Here is an 18111-nt window from a genome sequence, read left to right as displayed (position 1 = left end):
TTAAGCGTCTCCTTGATCGGTTGTTATTGGTTCTACCGCTGTCTGTGATGCTGACTCTGGTGTTGATGTTGCTGATTGATTGGCTGGCTGCAACACCGATAAAAACGCGGCACGTAAATCACCTGTTGGCGATAACGCGGTAAACTGAGCAATATCACCACTAAAGGCACTAACACCTTTATCAATTACTACCACCCGATCACACAAAGATGCCACTTCATCCAAATGGTGAGTAGAAAAAATAACCGGTGTACCCACCAGCTTTAAGCCTTTGATAAAGTCTAAAACGGTTTGTACCGTCATAATATCTAAACCGGTTGTCGGCTCATCTAAAATAATCACTTTAGGGCTGTGTACTACCGCCCGAGCAATAGCGGTTTTTTGTTTCATACCGCTCGACATATTATCGGCTCGACGATTAGCAAAGTCGTGCATATCTAGTAGCGTAAACAATTCATCAATGCGTTGCTTTAATGCCGGCTCTTTCATGCCATGTAAACGGGCAAAATAAGCAATGTTTTCATAGGCAGTTAATTTGCCATATAAGCCGGTATCTGCAGATAAAAAACCAATTTGTTGCCGAGCTTTTACGGGGTGTTTTAATACATCGACACCATTTAATAATACTGAGCCGTTATCCGGTTTTAACGCCGTAGAAAGCATACGTAAAGTGGTAGTTTTACCCGCACCATTTGGGCCAAGTAAGCCTAATACTTCACCACTACCACAACTAAAGCTAACATCACGTACTGAATGAAACGCCAGTTTGCTATAACGAACATCTTGTTTTTCTGTCTCAGATAATTTATTAGACTTACTTAGCGCAAAAGCTTTGGCTAAGTTTTTAATTTCAATCATGCAACTTTCCTATTATTTATTTTACTGCCGACGGCGTAACGGTCGAAAGTAGTCACTATTATTATAAAAGCTGGCGTTGTCGTTTTCGCTATACCAAGTCGGTACGCCAAGTAACGGTAATGGTGTTAATTGTTGCTTATCATAAAGCATGCCATAATTAGCAATTTGTTTACATAGTATTTGATCAAGAAAACTGTAAGTATCTGTTTCATTCCAATGACTAAAACCCGTTGGCACGTCGACAAATAAGCATTTTGCGGTTAAGCCAATAAAGGGTTTAGTGGCCATTTCATACATGGCATGGCCAAAGATAACCGGCTTAACTCCCTGCCACCAATCAGCACGCTGCTGAACAAAGCTTTGTTGCCATTGCTGAGTACGTAATAATTCAGCATGCTGCTGGGCACTTGGCTCAAGACAAATAATGACACCGCATTCATCAAATAAAGTTAACTTATTACGTAATAAACTGCGCTTTTTTAAGCCATGTAGATTAATTTCTGCAATATGCAACTGGTTAAGTAAGGCTTTAGTATTGGGGAATAAACACCAGATCAAAGCACCAAAAAAATCATGCCAATTATTTTCACGACAAGGTATGGTTTTAGTGGCATAAATAAAGTTTTCATAATAACGGCCATCGTCAAGCAGCTTATCATTTGCTACAAAGCTATAATCACTAATAAACCATTGATTTAACGTTGGCAAACTAGGCCATGTATCGGGGTTAAAATCACCAAACTTTTGACATAAAGCGCTGAAAATCGGATTAGTGTTAATAATGTCTGCCTGCCAATCAAGTGGCGGGGTAAAGCGAGTTTTCTCTGTTTTTTGATTCATCTTTTACTTATTACATCAATAGCTATAACAACAGCATCCCATTGCCGGCAAATATAGTGATAAAAAACGCTTGCTTTTTCACACCAGCATGTCACATTCAAGTGGTACGTATAGACGTACATACTGCCAATTATATGTTTAGTAAATTAATTAATAGAGGTTAACATGTGTTCGATTTTTGGGGTGCTTGACATCAAAACTGATGTTAAAGCGTTGCGCCAACAGGCGCTACAGTTATCAAAGTTATTACGTCACCGTGGTCCAGATTGGTCTGGCGTGTGGAATAACGACAATGCCATTTTAGTTCATGAGCGCTTGGCGATTGTTGATACTGAGAATGGTGCCCAACCTCTGGTTAATAAAAATCGAAATCACATTCTGGCAGTGAATGGCGAGATCTACAATCATAAGCAACTAGAAAAGTCGCTAGCTGCACCTTATCCATTCCAAACTAAGTCAGATTGTGAAGTTATTTTGCCATTATATCTTGCTCATGGCAGTGATTTTATTGATCAGTTACAAGGTATGTTTGCCTTTATTTTATATGATGCCGAGCAAAATCGATATTTAATTGCCCGTGATCATATTGGCATTATTCCACTTTATTATGGTTATGATGAACATGGCCAATTGTTTGTTGCATCAGAATTAAAAGCGTTAGTACCCGTTTGTAAACAAATTAAAGAATTTCCACCGGGTCACTTTTTTGATAGCAAAATAGGTAAATTGCAAAGCTATTATAAACGGGATTGGCAAGATTTTGCTGCGGTAAAAGACAACCCTGCCAGTTTAACCGAATTACGCACTGCGCTAGAAAATAGTGTAAAAAGTCACTTAATGTCAGATGTACCCTATGGTGTTTTATTATCTGGTGGTTTAGATTCATCGCTTATTTCGGCTATAGCTCAACAATTTGCTAAACGTCGAATTGAAGATAATGATCAATCGGAAGCATGGTGGCCAAGATTGCATTCCTTTGCGGTTGGTTTAGCCGGCTCGCCCGATCTAGTCGCAGCCCAAAAAGTGGCTGACTCTATTGGCACGGTTCACCACACTGTACAATTCACCGTGCAAGAAGGTTTAGATGCGCTACGTGATGTTATTTACTTTTTAGAAACTTATGATGTCACCACCATTCGTGCTTCAACCCCAATGTATTTAATGGCCCGTAAAATTAAAGCTATGGGCATTAAAATGGTGTTATCAGGTGAAGGTGCAGATGAAATATTTGGCGGCTATTTATATTTCCATAAAGCGCCTAATGCTAAAGAGTTCCATGAAGAAACCTTGCGTAAACTTGATCGCTTACATATGTTCGACTGTAACCGCGCTAATAAATCGATGTCAGCTTGGGGCATTGAAGCAAGAGTACCATTTTTAGATAAAACCTTTATGGATGTTGCCATGCGCCTAAACCCAGAAGCGAAAATGTGTGGCAATGGTAAAATGGAAAAACATATTTTACGTCAAGCATTTGAAGGTTTATTGCCAGACGAAATTTTATGGCGACAAAAAGAGCAATTCTCTGACGGCGTGGGTTATAGCTGGATAGATAGCTTAAAAGCCCACGCTGAAAAAGAAATCACAGAGCAACAAATGGCCACGGCGAGCTTTCGCTTCCCAGTTAATACTCCTGAAAGTAAAGAAGCGTATTTTTACCGGGTTATATTTGAAGAGCACTTCCCGCATGCCGGCGCTATTGCTTGTGTACCTGGCGGCAAAACAGTTGCCTGCTCGACACCAGAAGCCTTAGCTTGGGATGAAAGTTTAGCCAACACTAACGACCCTTCTGGACGTGCTGTTAAAGGCGTGCATAGCCAAGCTTATTGATAGAAGGTTGGTGATTAGTTGATGTTTATTTGCTGCTATTAACTTGAGAATGAAAGGCCACTATTACAGTGGCCTTTTTTGTAGCTATTTATGCGAAGTCGCTATCACTTCAGGTAATACTTTAGATTTTTTTCTAGCAAAAAATTGCTTAACATCTTCTAAGATGACGTATAGCGCTGGAATTAATATTAGCGTAATCACGGTAGCGAATAAAATACCAAAGGCCAGTGACACAGCCATCGGCACGACCATTTTCGCCTGTAGGCTGCGCTCTAACACTATCGGCGCTAAACCGACAAAGGTCGTTAGCGATGTTAGCAAAATAGCTCTAAAGCGCTGTGCGCCAGCTTGTGATACCGCCTCACGAATGGTCAAGCCTTCTTCGCGCGCTCGGTTAACAAAATCCACCATGACTAACGAATCGTTTACCACCACGCCAGCTAAGGCCACTAAACCAAAAACCGACATAATACTCATACTTAACCCTAGCACCATATGACCAATAACCGCGCCTACTAAGCCAAACGGGATCACGCTCATAATAATTAATGGCTGACTATAAGAACGCAGCGGTATCGCCATTAGGGCATAAATACAAAACAACGCAAATATACCCGCTTTCATTAAGTCGCTTTGAGCATCAATTTCATCTTGGCTACTGCCGTCTAATTCACCGGTAACACCTTGGTACTTAGCACTAATTTCAGGAATAACGGTGTTTTGCATAGCAAAAATCACTTTACTTGGTTCAATATTATCCTTATCTGCCGCGGCACTAATGGTTACAGCTCGCTCGCCATTAACACGATTAATAGCACTAAAACTAGGCTGTAAAGTATAGCTAGCAACTTGATTAAATGGCACTTCACCACCATCTTTAGTGCGAATACGAATATTATCTAGGCTACCAATAGAGCTGCGCTCTGAGCGCGGGTAACGCACCATAACTTTAATTTCTTCGCCATCACGCTGCACCCGTTGGGCTTCGGCACCATAAAAGCCGTAACGAACTTGTCGCGCAACATCTACTAACGAGATACCTAATAAATGCGCTTCTGGTTTTAAGGCTAAAACAATCTCATCATTACCACCCAGAAGATTATCTTCTATATCGTAAATGCCGGCGTATTCAGCTAAGCGCGCTTTTAATTCTTCAGTTGCCAGTTTTAAGTTATCTAAATTGGTACCTCGTAATTGCAATGAGATATCGGCACCGGCCCCTCCGCCACCCGTCGCTGCATTCACCTTAAAGCTTTTTATGCCTGGGATTTCTGGCATTTCCTCACGCCACAGTTTGGCTATTTCAAAACCATCTATTTCTCGGCCTTCACTTTTATCCAGCTCAACAACCAATTGGCCTGCAGTATCACTATTTAAAAATACTAGGCGATGCCTAACAATTTGATCGTCAATATCTGTACTTAATTTATCGTTAACCCGGATCAACGCATTTTCTGCTTCAGCCATGGCATTTACTGTAGCTTGATTTGAAGCGCCTTCTTCCATCACTAACGCAGCATTAATAAAGTCACTAGGGATATTAGGGAAAAATACCCAACGGACAAAGCCGCCACCTAGCACGCCATACATTAAAATTAACATGGCTAAAAACACTGACATGGTGATATAACGATATTCAATACAACGTTCGACAAAAGGCTGATAGCGTTTAACAATAAAACGGTTCAATTTAATCGCTACGACACCCCGGACAGCTTTTAACTTATTGCTACCGCCGCGACCTATTGCATAAAAAATGCCTTTGCGCTCAGGATCCCAAGGAGTGGTATCCATATTAATAATATGCGCCGGTAAAATAAGTTTAGATTCAACTAATGAAAAAATGAGACATAGCACCACAACCCAAGCAATTGAACCCCAAATTGGCGCCTGAGCACCGCCTACCATTAGCATCGGTACAAAGGCAGCTATCGTGGTTAACACACCAAAGGTCGCTGGCATAGCCACCTTTTTTGCCCCAGCTATAACAGCTTCGGCTGATTTACCGCGTTTCTCAATTTCACTGTAAGCACTTTCGCCAATAATAATAGCGTCATCCACCACTATACCTAGCACTAGAATAAAGCCAAATAAGCTAATCATGTTTATGGAGACATTAAACATTGGCAGTGGCAACATAGCTATGGCGCCTAAAAAGCACACTGGAATACCCACCATGACCCAAAATGCCACCCTAAATTCAAGAAAAAAGGTTAATGCTAATAGCACTAAAAATGCACCTAATAACATATTGCCGCTCATTAAATCTAAGCGACCCTGCAGGTAGTAACTAGAGTCACCCCAATAAGCAATGGACACTGACGGCGGTAACTCAAGCTTTTTCTTGGCAACGTACGCTTTAACAGTTTCAGCAATTTTAAGCGTATTATCATCACCTACAGCAGATACCCGAATAGAAACTGAGTTTTTACCATCAAAAGTAGATAAGTTTTCACGATCGATAAAGCCATCATTAATAGTAGCTACGTCGTTTAACGATACCCGAGTACCATCTGCAAAAGTTAACAGCACAATATTTTGAAAGTCTTGCGTATTATAGGCTTGGCCTTTAGTACGTAATAATATATTGCCGCTTTCAGACTTAATTGAACCACCTGGTAGGTCGACTGAACTATTGCGTATTGCCGTAACAATTTGCTCAAAGTTAAGACCAAACTGCTTTAGTTTGGCTTCGGACAGCTCAATGGCAACTTCATAATCACGTGCACCGACAACATCAATTTTACTAATGCCAGGTAGTTTTTTAATCTCATCTCGAACGGTTTTTGCTAACTCTTTTAAACTACGTTCATCGGCATCACCAAATAAAGATAACCACATAACATCGCTTTGAAAACGCACTCGATAAACCACCGGCTTTTCGGTTTGTTCTGGTAAGGAAGAAATAGCGGCAACTTGGGTTTTAATTTCATCCATGACTTCTTGCATGTCATAGTTACTGGCTATTTCTGCACGAACGGTTGCTAAGCCTTCAACCGCAGTAGAGCGGATACGCTTAATGCCATTGACACCACGTAGACTTTCTTCAATTTTGTCAATAACCCCCGTTTCAACTTCTTGCGGCGCCGCGCCTAGATAAGGGACTCGGATATTGACTTGTTCTAGCATTATTTCAGGAAAAACCTGTTTTTTAATAGTAAATAATGAGGCGACACCCGCGACCAAAATGATGGCCATTAACAGATTTGCAGCCACGCTGTTACGAGCAAACCAAGCGATAAGGCCTTTATTAGTATCCATAATTAGTCCTTAACCAACTGGGCAGTGTTATCAACTGCAGGCTTAGCAGGTTGCTCAGCAGCTCGCTTAGCCACAGCCAGTCGAACAACTGTGCCCGCTAATGGGTTGGCTATGGCTGATGTGGCTAATACATCATCGGCGGCGAAACCTTGGCGAATATAAGCAAAGCGCTCATCTGTTCGTTCAACTACAACCTGACGGAACTGTAATTGTTGTTGATTATCAATAACCAAAACTTGTTGCTTAGTTAATAATAAATGCCGTGGAATAACGATAATATCTGCAGTGGCGCTACCTAAAATATTTGCTTGAACAAAGCGACCAAAGCGCAAGACTTCGCCACTGTGTTTTGCTTGGCGCTGATATGGATCTGTAATTTGCGCTACGGCATAAATTACTCGGCTACGTTGATCTAAAATACCCTCTGTTCTAACAATTTTGCCTTGCCAAGACATTGGCTTACCTGCAACAGTGGCATTAAACTCAACCTTTGGCTGCATGGTCTCGTCAGCCATGGTGGGTAATTTTATAAAAGCTAAATCATTATCCGTTAAAGGCAACCTTACTTCAGCAACATCTGTGCCGTAAATAACCCCTAGTACGCTGCCTCGACTAATAAACTGACCTAAATTAGCACTACGACTTTTTACTAAACCGGCATAAGGAGCCCTAATTTCAGTACGGGCCAAATCGCGCTTAGCTCGCTCTAACTCAGCTTCAGCCGATCGTACCAAAGCCAAAGCACTGGCTAATTGTGGCCGACGCAAGCCTAACTCAGGTGCATTGCCATCGGTAAATGAACGCCATTCTTCTTCAGCTACTCTACCCCGCGCTTTCTCTTCTTCTAAAGCCGCTTCGGTATTCGCCAAGCTTGCTTGTGCTGCTTTAACATTGGTTTGATAGTCGGCCTGCTCTACTCGAACTAATAAGTCGCCTTGGTTAAAGAAGCCACCTTCAATAAATTGCTCAGCAACCTCAACAATTCGACCGTTAACCTCTGAGCTTAAGTTGGTTTCTAACTTTGGTTTGACCGTGCCTTGCGACTGGATTTGATAAACTAAATCTTCTGTAACTATAGGTTTGCTATCGACTAATATGCCCAAACGTTCTTGTTGTTTTTTTCTGCCGGCTTTTTCATACTTGATAAGCCTTTTGCTGCAACGATTGCGACAACGACGATAACTAACGGCACGATTATTTTTTTAATTTAGAGGCCATAATTGTTCCAAAAATGCTTTTATAGTTTTAATAATAAAGGGTCTGTTAAATATTGTAACCTGATGAATGTTACGCTTTGTATCACAATTCGGTTCCAAAACAGCCATACTGATGATTAACCTGAGCTTAGTTTAATCGTTGCTTTGAAACCAATACCCAGCGCAGACCTGCGCAGACGGGAACTGTTTGGGGCAAGAGTGAAAAAAGAGGATGGAAATGTACTAGATGGCTATTAATCAACTATTCAAGTTATAAAATATTTTGTTACAGTTAATACAGTATATAAATACTGACTCGATAGTCAGCTAGCAGGCTACGCTCTTAAGCGAGATAATAGCCTAAGCTAGTTAATTGCATTAACTTGCTTAGGCATAAGGTAACAGTTAACACTTTTGTAAAACTAAACAACCCACTGAGTAACCCGCACCAAACGAGCATAAAATACCGTGATCGCCAGCCTGCAGCCCTTGTTTATATTTATGAAACGCAATAATCGACCCCGCTGAGGCAGTATTAGCATAAGTATCTAATACTAGTGGTGCCTCTTCAGGCTCGGGTTCACGGCCTAAAATTTTCTTTACTGCAAAAACATTCATATTTATATTGGCTTGGTGTAACCATAGTCGCTTTAAATCGCTGGCACTCAGTTGCTGCTCAGCCATTTCTTCTTGAATGACTCCAGCCACTAAAGGCAGTAACTCTTTAAACACTTTACGTCCTTGTTGTTTAAAAAATGGCATTAAAGGATCTGGCTCGGTAAAACAATGTTCGGTATAGCCTACTTCACAGCGAATATTATTAGAAAACTGGGTTTTTAAGCGCATACCTTTAATACGAAAGGCATTATTGCTAGTACAGTTTTCTTCAGCTTCAATAATGGTGGCAGTACAAACATCACCAAATATAAAATGGCTATCTCGGCTGCGATAATTGACTTGGGGGGAGGCAAATTCGGGATTAACCACCAACACTACTTTAGCTGTGCCGCCACGAACGGCATTTACCGCATTACTAATAGCAAACGTGGCAGATGAACATGCCACATTCATATCAAAAGCATAACCCGCGGTACCTAACTGTTGCTGTAATTCAATTGATAAAGCTGGATAAGAACGCTGCATGTTTGAAGCAGCACAGATAATTAAATCGATATCAGCGGCGGTTTTATTAGCCTGTTGCATTGCTTCTTTGGCGGCAACTAACGCCATCTCGACCATTTCTGGCACCGCTTCTTCAGTAGGCCGGCTAAATACTGGATGCATGACTTTCGGATCTAAAATGCCATCTTTATATAAGACATGTCGTGATTTTATGCCCGAGGCTTTTTCGATAAACTCAGTACTGGAATGACCTAACGCTTCTACTGTACCGTTTGCGATATCACTGGCATGTTGTGCATTAAATTCATCAACATATTGATTAAAACTGGCCACCAATTCATCGTTAGTAATAATGCTGGTGGGTGTAAATAAACCTGAACCACTTATGACGACATTTTTCATTGTCAGAAACCTTACGCAAAGTTTAGTGTCAATCTGTTATGACTTAGTATTCGCAGTATAACGTAATTTACGCCGCTATTTTATCGGTTTTAAGTTAACTATCTAACTATTCAGCTGTTATTTAGCGGCTGCGCTATACAGTGTTCCTTACTCTGGTTCATAATAACCGCTTATGCCAGTGTTTTGTTTCTTTGCCACACATAATTTAGCTACACTTTAATTAGATTAACCATAGGATATTTGCTTACTTTGATGTTAAAGCCTGCTTCTACTTTGTTCTTTTTAGCCCTGTTAGTGTTATATAGCTGGCCGGTAGCTGCACAATCAACCAGCATTAAACTGGTTGGCGTTAAGGGTGCTTTGAAGGATAATATTAATCTATATATTGAGCCAATATCGCTTGAGCAAAGCCCCAATTCAATCCGTTTACAAGCTCAATTGGAACAAGAGATAAGTACCGCTTTACAAGCTTTAGGCTATTACCAAAGTAAAATAAGCTTTAAGGTTGATAACGATAATAAACACAAGCTGATCATTACGGTTACAGCAGGTGAGCAAGTTATAATCCGTCTCGCTGATATCCAATTAAGTGGTGATGCCCAACACGATAGTGACTTTTTAGCCATTATTAACAAAGACGCCCCAAAAGTGGGTGATCCCTTGCATCATGGTCGCTACGATAATCTTAAATCCTCTTTAAACAGTTTAGCTATTCGTAAAGGCTATTTTGATGCCACATTTAGCCAAAATAAACTGGAAATTTCACCATCTTTAAATGAAGCTTATGTCCGAATACATTTTGCTTCTGGTCAGCGCTATAAATTTGGTAAGGTTAATTTTGATAGCGAACAGATTGACCATAAGCGGTTACAATCTTTAGTTCCCTTTACCCCTGGCACACCTTATAAAGCCAGTTTATTAGGCAAGTTTAATCAAGATTTATCGGCGACAGGCTGGTTTTCTTCCATTTTGGTAGAAGCCGATGCCGATAATGTTGAGCAAAAAGTGATTCCTTTAGATGTAAGGCTTGAACCACAAAAGCGTAATATTATAGAAACTGGTATTGGCTTTTCAGATGATGTTGGTCCGCGCTTTCAGTTAAATTGGCAAAAACCTTGGCTTAATAGTGCCGGTCACAGCTTTAACAGTAAGCTACAAATCTCTCAAGTCGAACAAACCATTGAAGCCAGTTATAAAATTCCGCTTGAATCGGTGAGTACCGATTTTTATCAAGTTCAATTTGGTTTGAAAAATAAAGATAATAAAGATACCCAAAGCCGCGAATCAAACTTAGTGTTTGAACGCCATTGGTTGCTCGAGAGTGGTTGGTATCGCACCGCGTCATTACGCTGGTTAACAGAAGATTATGTTCAAGCTGACAGCTCAGGTAATTCCAATTTAATTATGCCTGGCATTAGTTATAGTCGTAGCCGAAGCGATCAAGCTAAGTCTAGAATGCCAACCTCTGCCGATCGGCTTTTAATTAGCATGGAGGTGTCTGATCCTAGTTGGATGTCGGATTTACGTTTTATCCGTTTTCGTAGCCGAGTTGGCTGGATAACTACGCTTTCAAGCAAGCATCGCCTTGTGGCGAAAGCAGATGCAGGTGCCGTGTTGTTTGAGCAAGTAGAAAACTTATCACCCTCTTTACGCTTTTTTGCTGGCGGTGTTGATAACCTGCGCGGCTATTCCTATGAGTCGGTATCGCCCAGAGATGAAGACGGTAAGCTAATTGGTGGTCGTTATATGGCAACGGCTTCATTAGAGTATCAATACAATGTGAAACAAAATTGGTGGCTTGCTACATTTTTTGATTATGGTAGCGCCTGGAATGACTCACCCGATTGGAAAAGTGGTGTCGGTGTAGGCATACGCTGGGCATCTCCCGTTGGCCCTATTCGTTTAGATTTTGCCTTCGGTTTAGATAAAGTTAATGAAAACGCCTTCCAGTTACACTTTTCATTAGGACCAGAAATATGAATTGGCGTCGTGGTTTAAAGTGGTTAAATTTCACTCTATTTATACCGTTTTTGGTAATAGTCTTGCTGATGTATATGCTGCTATTTACTCAATTAGGCTTAAATTTTACTGTTTGGCTGGCAGAGAAGTTTGTTCCTGAATTAACGGTTAAAACCAGCTCTGGTCATTTACTTGGCCAGTTACAATTACAAGATGTGCAATGGCAGCAAGATGAACACAATAGCATTGTGCTCAAACAGTTAGACATAGACGTACAAGTAAGCTGTTTACTCAGCGGCAAAGTTTGTATTAACCAGATACTTGTTGATGGTATAACCGTCAATATCAACAGTGCTGAAACCACAACTGATGAACCGAGCACTAGCCAAGCTATTTTCTTACCATTACCAGTTGCGATAACAACATTAGCCATTACTGATGCTAATATAAAGTTGAATGGACACCAGCTTACTTGGCAACAATTAAGTGCTAGCATTGATGCCTGGGGCAGTAAGCTACAACTTGATGATGTATTATGGCAACAGGTTAACTTTACCCCAGCCCCAGAAGATACCAGCGCTGTCACCGTTGCAATCAAAAGCCAGCAAAATAGCCCTGCTGAGCCCTTCTCTTATCAAACTTTACAACTTGACGATATTAATCTGCCGTTAGCGGTGTATATTAGTCAATTTACCCTAACTGATTTCACTTTACACACTGCAACCCCGCAATATATTTCGCAATTACAATTTGCAATGCAAGCACAGAAACAGCAAATCAATGTCACTCAACTGCATGTGCAACACCCACAATTAACGGTTGATGCTAATATCAAACTTAACATGACAAATAATTATCCTGTCAGCGGCCAAATTGATATTTTAGTGCTAGATAAACTCTTAGCGCAGCAGAAGCTAATGATTAATATTGATGGTGATCTGGCTGATTTAAATATTAACGCCATTGCGACTAATAACATTCAAGCCCAATTGGCAGCTAACTTGGCGTTATTAACCGACAATTTACCTATCCGCGCGAGTTTCACAGCTAATGAAGCGAACACCTTTACCCTAGATGACAATACCACACTCAGTGTTAAAGCGACCAAACTTGAACTGAACGGCGATTTACAACAATTATTGCTTAGCGCGAAAACTAACTATCATTTAACAGGCATTCCAGCCGGCTCTATTGATTTAATCGGCTCGGTAACGCCTATTAACGCTAAAATTGATAAATTATTAATACGCGGTTTAGGCGGTAAAACCCAGATTTCAGCAATAGTAGATTGGCAACAAGAACTACAATGGCAAAGTGATATCCAATTTAATCAGATTAATTTGGGTATATTATTGCAAGATTATCCTGGGCGGATTAATGGCCTGCTCAGCCAACAAGGAAAGTTAGCCAGTGATGGTAGCTGGTTGGTCAATATGTCTAAATTGGATATTAACGGTGAAATCCGTGAATTACCTTTTACATTGCGCGGCGATTTACAAGCCCAAGCTAACAACAACGCTGATGCAGATAAAATTAGTCAAGTTGCTAATACTCATACTAATACTAATACTAATACTAATACTAATAATCTTGTAAATTTAGAGCTGCTTAATAACATCAGTTTTAACACCAAAAAACTTAGCTTAATCCATGGTGACAACAGTATTAATTTTAACGGTGGCCTAGCAGAGCATTGGCAGTTAAATGCGGATATTAACATCCCTGATTTAAGTAAATCTGTTGCCGATGCAAACGGTAATGTCAGTGGTAAAATAACCGTATCCGGTGCCAGATTAACACCCAATATCGCGGCTGGCCTTCAAGCCGCCGACCTTCATTACCAACAATTTTCCTTAGATATGTTGCAACTTGATAGCCAAATACAGCTTGCAGAACAAGTATCAGCAAATATTAACCTTGTGGCAAAACAAGGTCGATATCAACACAATACCCTAGAGCAGTTAACTATTAATGTTCAGGGTAATGAACAAAAACATAAGGCCAACATTGAACTGCAAAGTAATATTGCCCAAGCTGATATTACATTTTCCGGTCAATTAAACAGTGATACAAACTGGCTGGGTCAATTGAATCAAGCACGGTTAAGCAGTGCTCAAGGTGAATGGAAACTACAACAAGCAACGGCAATCCAATACGATTTAGCCCAGCAGCAAGCCACGATAGCGCAACACTGCTGGGCGCAGCAACAAACAATGTTATGCCTAGAGCAACAAGCTATTGTCAGTGCTGCCCAAGGCCAGTTAGCACTGACGCTAGATGATTTTGCATTGTCGACCCTAAACTCATTACTCCCTGCAGCGATAGAAACAGACGGCGAAATACACGCCAAAGCAACCGCGAGTTGGCAGCCTAATATCGCACCTAAAGTAGCTGTAACGGTGCAAGGGGCTAACGGTAATGCCAAACTAAATGATGCTGAAGTGATTAATTTACCTTGGCAAAGTTTTAATCTGCAACTAGATAGCGCAGAGCAATTAACCGCCGATTTTGCTATTGATTTCACTGACAAAGCTAGCATTAAAGCCCAAGCAGTGATCTCAGAGTTAATGCAAGCCGAGCGTAAATTAGCTGCACAGCTTAATATCACGGCTTTTTCGTTAGACTTTTTGCAGCCGCTGTTAGATAGCAGCAGCGATGTCACTGCAGAGGTTAATAGTGAATTGCAATTTAGCGGATTATTAGCTGCGCCAGACTTAACCGGTAAACTTAGTGTCGACAACATTAAGATTATGGGAAAACGTGCGCCAACGTCGATAGAAAATGGCAGCATCAGCTTAGCGTTTTTAGGTGAAACGGCGGCTATTACCGGCAACTTAAACACCCCTGATGGCAAAATATTGTTAACCGGTGATGCTAATTGGCAAGATATTACTGACTGGCATGCCACGATGAAACTGGCAGGTGATGCCCTTAGTTTACAAGTACCTAATGTTAGCTTAAAAGTAAAACCGGATCTAACAGTTGATATTACGCCACAATTAACCCTTATAACCGGTGTGGTTGAAGTGCCCAGCGCCAATATCAGTATTGATGACTTACCACAAAGTGCGGTGGGTATTTCTAGTGATACTATTTTACTTGATGAACAAGGTTTACCTACGCAGGAAACCGATGCTGCACCTATCCCCATTCACACTGATATCAAGGTTATATTAACCAAAGGCGTTCAATTACAAGCCTTTGGCTTAGTCACTAAACTATCCGGTGAACTTTCGGTAAAACAACAAGATAAAGGCCCACAAATTTATGGTGAAGTGGCGTTAGTTGACGGTACTTTTCGCTCTTACGGCCAAGACTTACTCATTCGCCGCGGTAAACTAAAATTTAATGGTCCGGTTGATCAACCTTATTTAGATATTGAAGCCATCCGTAACCCAGAAAGTACTGAAGATGGGGTGATTGCCGGTATTAAAGTGGTTGGGCCTGCGGATGAGCCTATCGTCACCATATTCTCTGAGCCCAGTAAGCCGCAGGCTAATGCTTTATCTTATTTAATTGCCGGTCGTGATATTGGCAGTGATTCAGGCAGTACCTCAGATGCACTCACTACCAGTTTAATCGGCATGAGTATCGCGTCTAGCAGTAAGTTGGTGGGTAATATTGGTGCGGCGTTCGGTATTAATGACTTAAGTTTAGATACCGCCGGTGCAGGTACTAACTCGCAAGTAACGGTCAGTGGCCATTTATCTCGCGATTTAGAGCTTAAATATGGCTATGGTATTTTTAATGCTGTCGGTGAATTTACCCTGCGTTATCGAATTATGCGTCGGCTGTATTTAGAGTCGGTTTCAGGCTTAGATAACACTGTCGATTTATTATATAAATTTGAATTTGATTAAACCGTCGGTACAGCTACTACCGACGGTTAGGTGTAGAGTCGTTATGTATTAATCGTCACTTTAACCTTGTAACAACAAGTGCTGATAACGGCCTAGCGAAGCATAAGGCTCAATGCGGTTATAGGCTAACTCTAAGGCTAATAACTGTTCAAATTCCGTTTGTTGCTGCTCTAGATTACGCAAGTAATCGTGAAAACAACGCACCCCGGTTTTAGCGATTAATGTTAAGCCTGCCGCCTGACACCAAGAAAGCACTGCATTAGGTTGTAGCGGATTTTGCGGGCTTAAACGTACTTTTTTCTTAACCTGCATATCTGCAGCCACATAAGCAAAGTTACCATAAATAATATTACTTAAACGCTTGGCATCTATATTATAAAACATTAACGATAGTATACCGCCAGGTGCTAATAGCTGCTTAAGCTGTGCAATGGCTTGTTCAGGCTCAGCTAACCATTCCAACATAGCGTGGCATAAAATTAATTTATACTGCGCTTTTTGTTGTTGTTGCTGCACTAGTTCAGACAATGATATTTGTTGAAAATCCACTGTAGTTAAATTTAATGTATCAGCCGCTTGCTTAGCTGTCGCCAACATTTCACTAGAGATATCGGTTAATAATACTGAATGACCTTGTGCAGCTAGATGCAAGGCTATTTGGCCCTGCCCTGCACCGACATCTAAAATATGACAAGGCTGTTGTAATACCGCTAATTGGCCAAGATCACGTAACAATACTTGCTGGCGTATTTTACCTTTGGTGGTGTCATAAATATTACGACCAAATTTGGCCGCTATATCATCAAAATTACGATCGGGCTTTTGCATTAGGCTGGATTATCAATATCAATAAAATCAACGTTAACATCAAACTGCTTAGCAATATATTCACCTAGTGCTTTAATACCATAGCGCTCCGTTGCATGATGGCCCGCTGCAATAAAGTGTATTCCTAGCTCTCGGGACACATGAATGGTTTGCTCAGAAACTTCTCCGGTAATAAATAACTGTGCACCTGCCGCTACCGCTTGTTCAATATAGCCTTGACCACCGCCGGTACACCAAGCCACTTTTTTAATCATGCTATCACCGCCTTCGTGCAACAATACCGTACGCTGTAATAGCTGTTCTAATAGCCGCTTCACTTGTATGGCAGTTTGCGCAGTAACAAATTCACCTTGCATCACAATACCATTCGGCTCTAAGCCTGCTATTGGCGTGATATGTTGAACATCTAACATCTTACCCAACTGTGCATTATTGCCCAAAACTGGATGGATATCTAAGGGTAAATGGTAGGCTAGTAAATTAATATCATGCTGTAAAAGACTTTGTAAACGGCGTTTTTTCATCCCGGTAATAACAGCGGACTCACCTTTCCAAAAGTAACCATGATGCACCAAAACCGCATCGGCTTTAGCGTTAATTGCGGCATCAATTAAGGCTTGGCTTGCCGTAACACCAGTAACAATACGTTGAATATTTTGCTTTCCCTCAACCTGCAAACCATTCGGGCAATAATCTGTAATCCGTTCTGTTTGCAATTCTGTTTGTAAAAAGCTGACTAATTGATTTCTATCAAGCATAACCACTCACTCTTTTAAACAACTAATTAGCCTTATTGTACTGTAATAGCAGAAATAATCAGGCGAATTTGTACTAAGTCGTAAATATGTTGTATAAATAACAAGCAACCTGTTTAACTAAGCCTCATCTAAGGATAATTATGACAACATTAGATAAAACAAAAGTGCTTGCTGAATTCACTGCTGCTTATAAAGCGGCTTTTAATAAAGCGCCTAAGATTGAAGAGAAACCGGGTTGGTATAGTGTTGATGGTAGTAAAAATATGCGTTTGGCTGAATTAGAAGAACTCGGCCAAAGCTATAGCACTGACACAAAATCAGCAGTAAAAGACAGTGCCAAACCGGTTAAAAAAACCACCAGCAAAGTTGCAAAAAAGAGTGACAAAGCAGCTAAAAAACCAAGTAGCAAGGCGGCTAAAACTAGCGAAACAACGGCTAAAAAGCCAACTAAAAAAGCAGCTAAAAAACCTGCCACTGCTAAAGCAAAAAAAGCCAAAGCTGACAAGCCAAAAACTACTGCATCAGGTAGCGGTGAAACACCAGAGCATGTATGGCAGCAGCACATAGAAGGCAACAAACAGCGTATGCCTCGCGGCTATCGCGAATAAAATTGCTTTTTGCAATTAGTTGAACAAAAAAAAACCATCTAGCTAGCAGTTTGCAGTAGATGGTTTTTTTATTAAATAACTCAAAATAATTAAGCCTATTAACGCTGTTGTTCAATTTTTAAGTTTAAGCTAATTCATCTCAATAAATGCTAATCCAAGCTGATAGCAATCTTCTTGCTCTTGACTACAACGCATAACTTTAGCTGTTGCATCTAAGGGTGGCACACTGGCATTAGCTGATTCCAGTCTGACATTAATCAAGGTGCCCATTTCTAGCGGCTCATCAACGTCAACCGACATGCCAGACGCACTTAAATCCCGACAAATACCGTCTAATTCTCGGCCAACTTCAGGATGATTAATCATTAGCTTAACGCTAGCATTAACCATCATCCGAAAATAATTACGGTTATCACTTTTAGTTAACATACTTCCTCCATGAGCAACGCTAGCTGTGTATTACAATTATCTAAATGCAATACTCTAAATATAATGCTCTTAATGCAACTCTCTTAATGTAATAGTTATAAAACCTTAGCATGCTTAAGTAAAGCTTATCTTAATTTAGCACCAAAGCGTTATTGCTTTT

The 18111-nt window shown here is 40.7% G+C and carries 12 protein-coding genes; 4 read left to right on the top strand and 8 right to left on the bottom strand.

Annotated features, from left to right (window positions below; translation table 11 throughout):
- Both BI198_RS07945 and BI198_RS07940 read right to left on the bottom strand, forming a co-directional pair.
- Nucleotides 1–858, bottom strand: a complete 858-nt coding sequence (locus tag BI198_RS07945) for an ATP-binding cassette domain-containing protein (protein WP_141728857.1) — start codon at nucleotides 856–858, stop codon at nucleotides 1–3.
- A 21-nt stretch (nucleotides 859–879) separates the two neighbouring features.
- On the bottom strand, nucleotides 880–1698 hold the full coding sequence (locus BI198_RS07940; protein WP_070049070.1) for a DUF3025 domain-containing protein: 819 nt from the start codon (nucleotides 1696–1698) through the stop codon (nucleotides 880–882).
- A gap of 165 nt (nucleotides 1699–1863) precedes the next feature.
- Between BI198_RS07940 and asnB the strand changes: the two genes are divergently transcribed.
- Nucleotides 1864–3528, top strand: a complete 1665-nt coding sequence (gene asnB / locus BI198_RS07935; protein WP_070049069.1) for an asparagine synthase B — start codon at nucleotides 1864–1866, stop codon at nucleotides 3526–3528.
- Nucleotides 3529–3612: 84 nt separating this feature from the next.
- On the opposite strand, the gene BI198_RS07930 is transcribed toward asnB, so the two are convergent.
- From BI198_RS07930 to BI198_RS07920, 3 genes are all read right to left on the bottom strand, one after another.
- The gene (locus BI198_RS07930; protein ID WP_070049068.1) at nucleotides 3613–6789 is read right to left on the bottom strand and encodes an efflux RND transporter permease subunit; all 3177 of its coding nucleotides are present in this window, start codon (nucleotides 6787–6789) and stop codon (nucleotides 3613–3615) included.
- A gap of 2 nt (nucleotides 6790–6791) precedes the next feature.
- Nucleotides 6792–7892 (bottom strand): efflux RND transporter periplasmic adaptor subunit, encoded by a 1101-nt coding sequence (locus BI198_RS07925; protein ID WP_235605280.1) that lies wholly within the window; start codon nucleotides 7890–7892, stop codon nucleotides 6792–6794.
- Between the two features lie 498 nt (nucleotides 7893–8390).
- Complete coding sequence (locus tag BI198_RS07920; protein ID WP_070049067.1) at nucleotides 8391–9509, bottom strand: beta-ketoacyl-ACP synthase III; 1119 nt, start codon at nucleotides 9507–9509, stop codon at nucleotides 8391–8393.
- Nucleotides 9510–9761: 252 nt separating this feature from the next.
- Between BI198_RS07920 and tamA the strand changes: the two genes are divergently transcribed.
- The gene (gene tamA / locus BI198_RS07915; RefSeq protein WP_070049066.1) at nucleotides 9762–11489 is read left to right on the top strand and encodes an autotransporter assembly complex protein TamA; all 1728 of its coding nucleotides are present in this window, start codon (nucleotides 9762–9764) and stop codon (nucleotides 11487–11489) included.
- Nucleotides 11486–15328, top strand: a complete 3843-nt coding sequence (gene tamB / locus BI198_RS07910; RefSeq protein ID WP_070049065.1) for an autotransporter assembly complex protein TamB — start codon at nucleotides 11486–11488, stop codon at nucleotides 15326–15328. Before tamA ends, tamB begins: the two co-directional genes overlap by 4 nt.
- Before the next feature lie 60 nt (nucleotides 15329–15388).
- Here the strand turns inward: tamB and BI198_RS07905 are convergent, their stop codons facing one another.
- Together BI198_RS07905 and BI198_RS07900 are read right to left on the bottom strand one after the other, a co-directional pair.
- Nucleotides 15389–16156, bottom strand: coding sequence for a methyltransferase domain-containing protein (locus BI198_RS07905; protein ID WP_070049064.1), 768 nt, complete (start codon nucleotides 16154–16156; stop codon nucleotides 15389–15391).
- The gene (locus BI198_RS07900) at nucleotides 16156–16914 is read right to left on the bottom strand and encodes a Nif3-like dinuclear metal center hexameric protein (protein ID WP_070049063.1); all 759 of its coding nucleotides are present in this window, start codon (nucleotides 16912–16914) and stop codon (nucleotides 16156–16158) included. Before BI198_RS07900 ends, BI198_RS07905 begins: the two co-directional genes overlap by 1 nt.
- Nucleotides 16915–17054: 140 nt before the next feature.
- Between BI198_RS07900 and BI198_RS07895 the strand changes: the two genes are divergently transcribed.
- Entirely contained in the window at nucleotides 17055–17522 is a 468-nt protein-coding gene (locus BI198_RS07895; RefSeq protein ID WP_070049062.1) for a hypothetical protein, read from the top strand.
- A 129-nt stretch (nucleotides 17523–17651) separates the two neighbouring features.
- Here BI198_RS07895 and BI198_RS07890 read toward each other — a convergent pair whose 3' ends face one another.
- Nucleotides 17652–17951, bottom strand: a complete 300-nt coding sequence (locus BI198_RS07890; RefSeq protein ID WP_070049061.1) for a PilZ domain-containing protein — start codon at nucleotides 17949–17951, stop codon at nucleotides 17652–17654.
- Nucleotides 17952–18111: the final 160 nt, after the last annotated feature.

It is taken from the genome of Rheinheimera salexigens, assembly GCF_001752395.1.
Classification (GTDB): Bacteria; Pseudomonadota; Gammaproteobacteria; order Enterobacterales; family Alteromonadaceae; genus Alishewanella; species Alishewanella salexigens.
The sequence above is the reverse complement of the archived record's forward strand: the minus strand, read 5'-3'. Positions and strand labels throughout refer to the sequence as shown.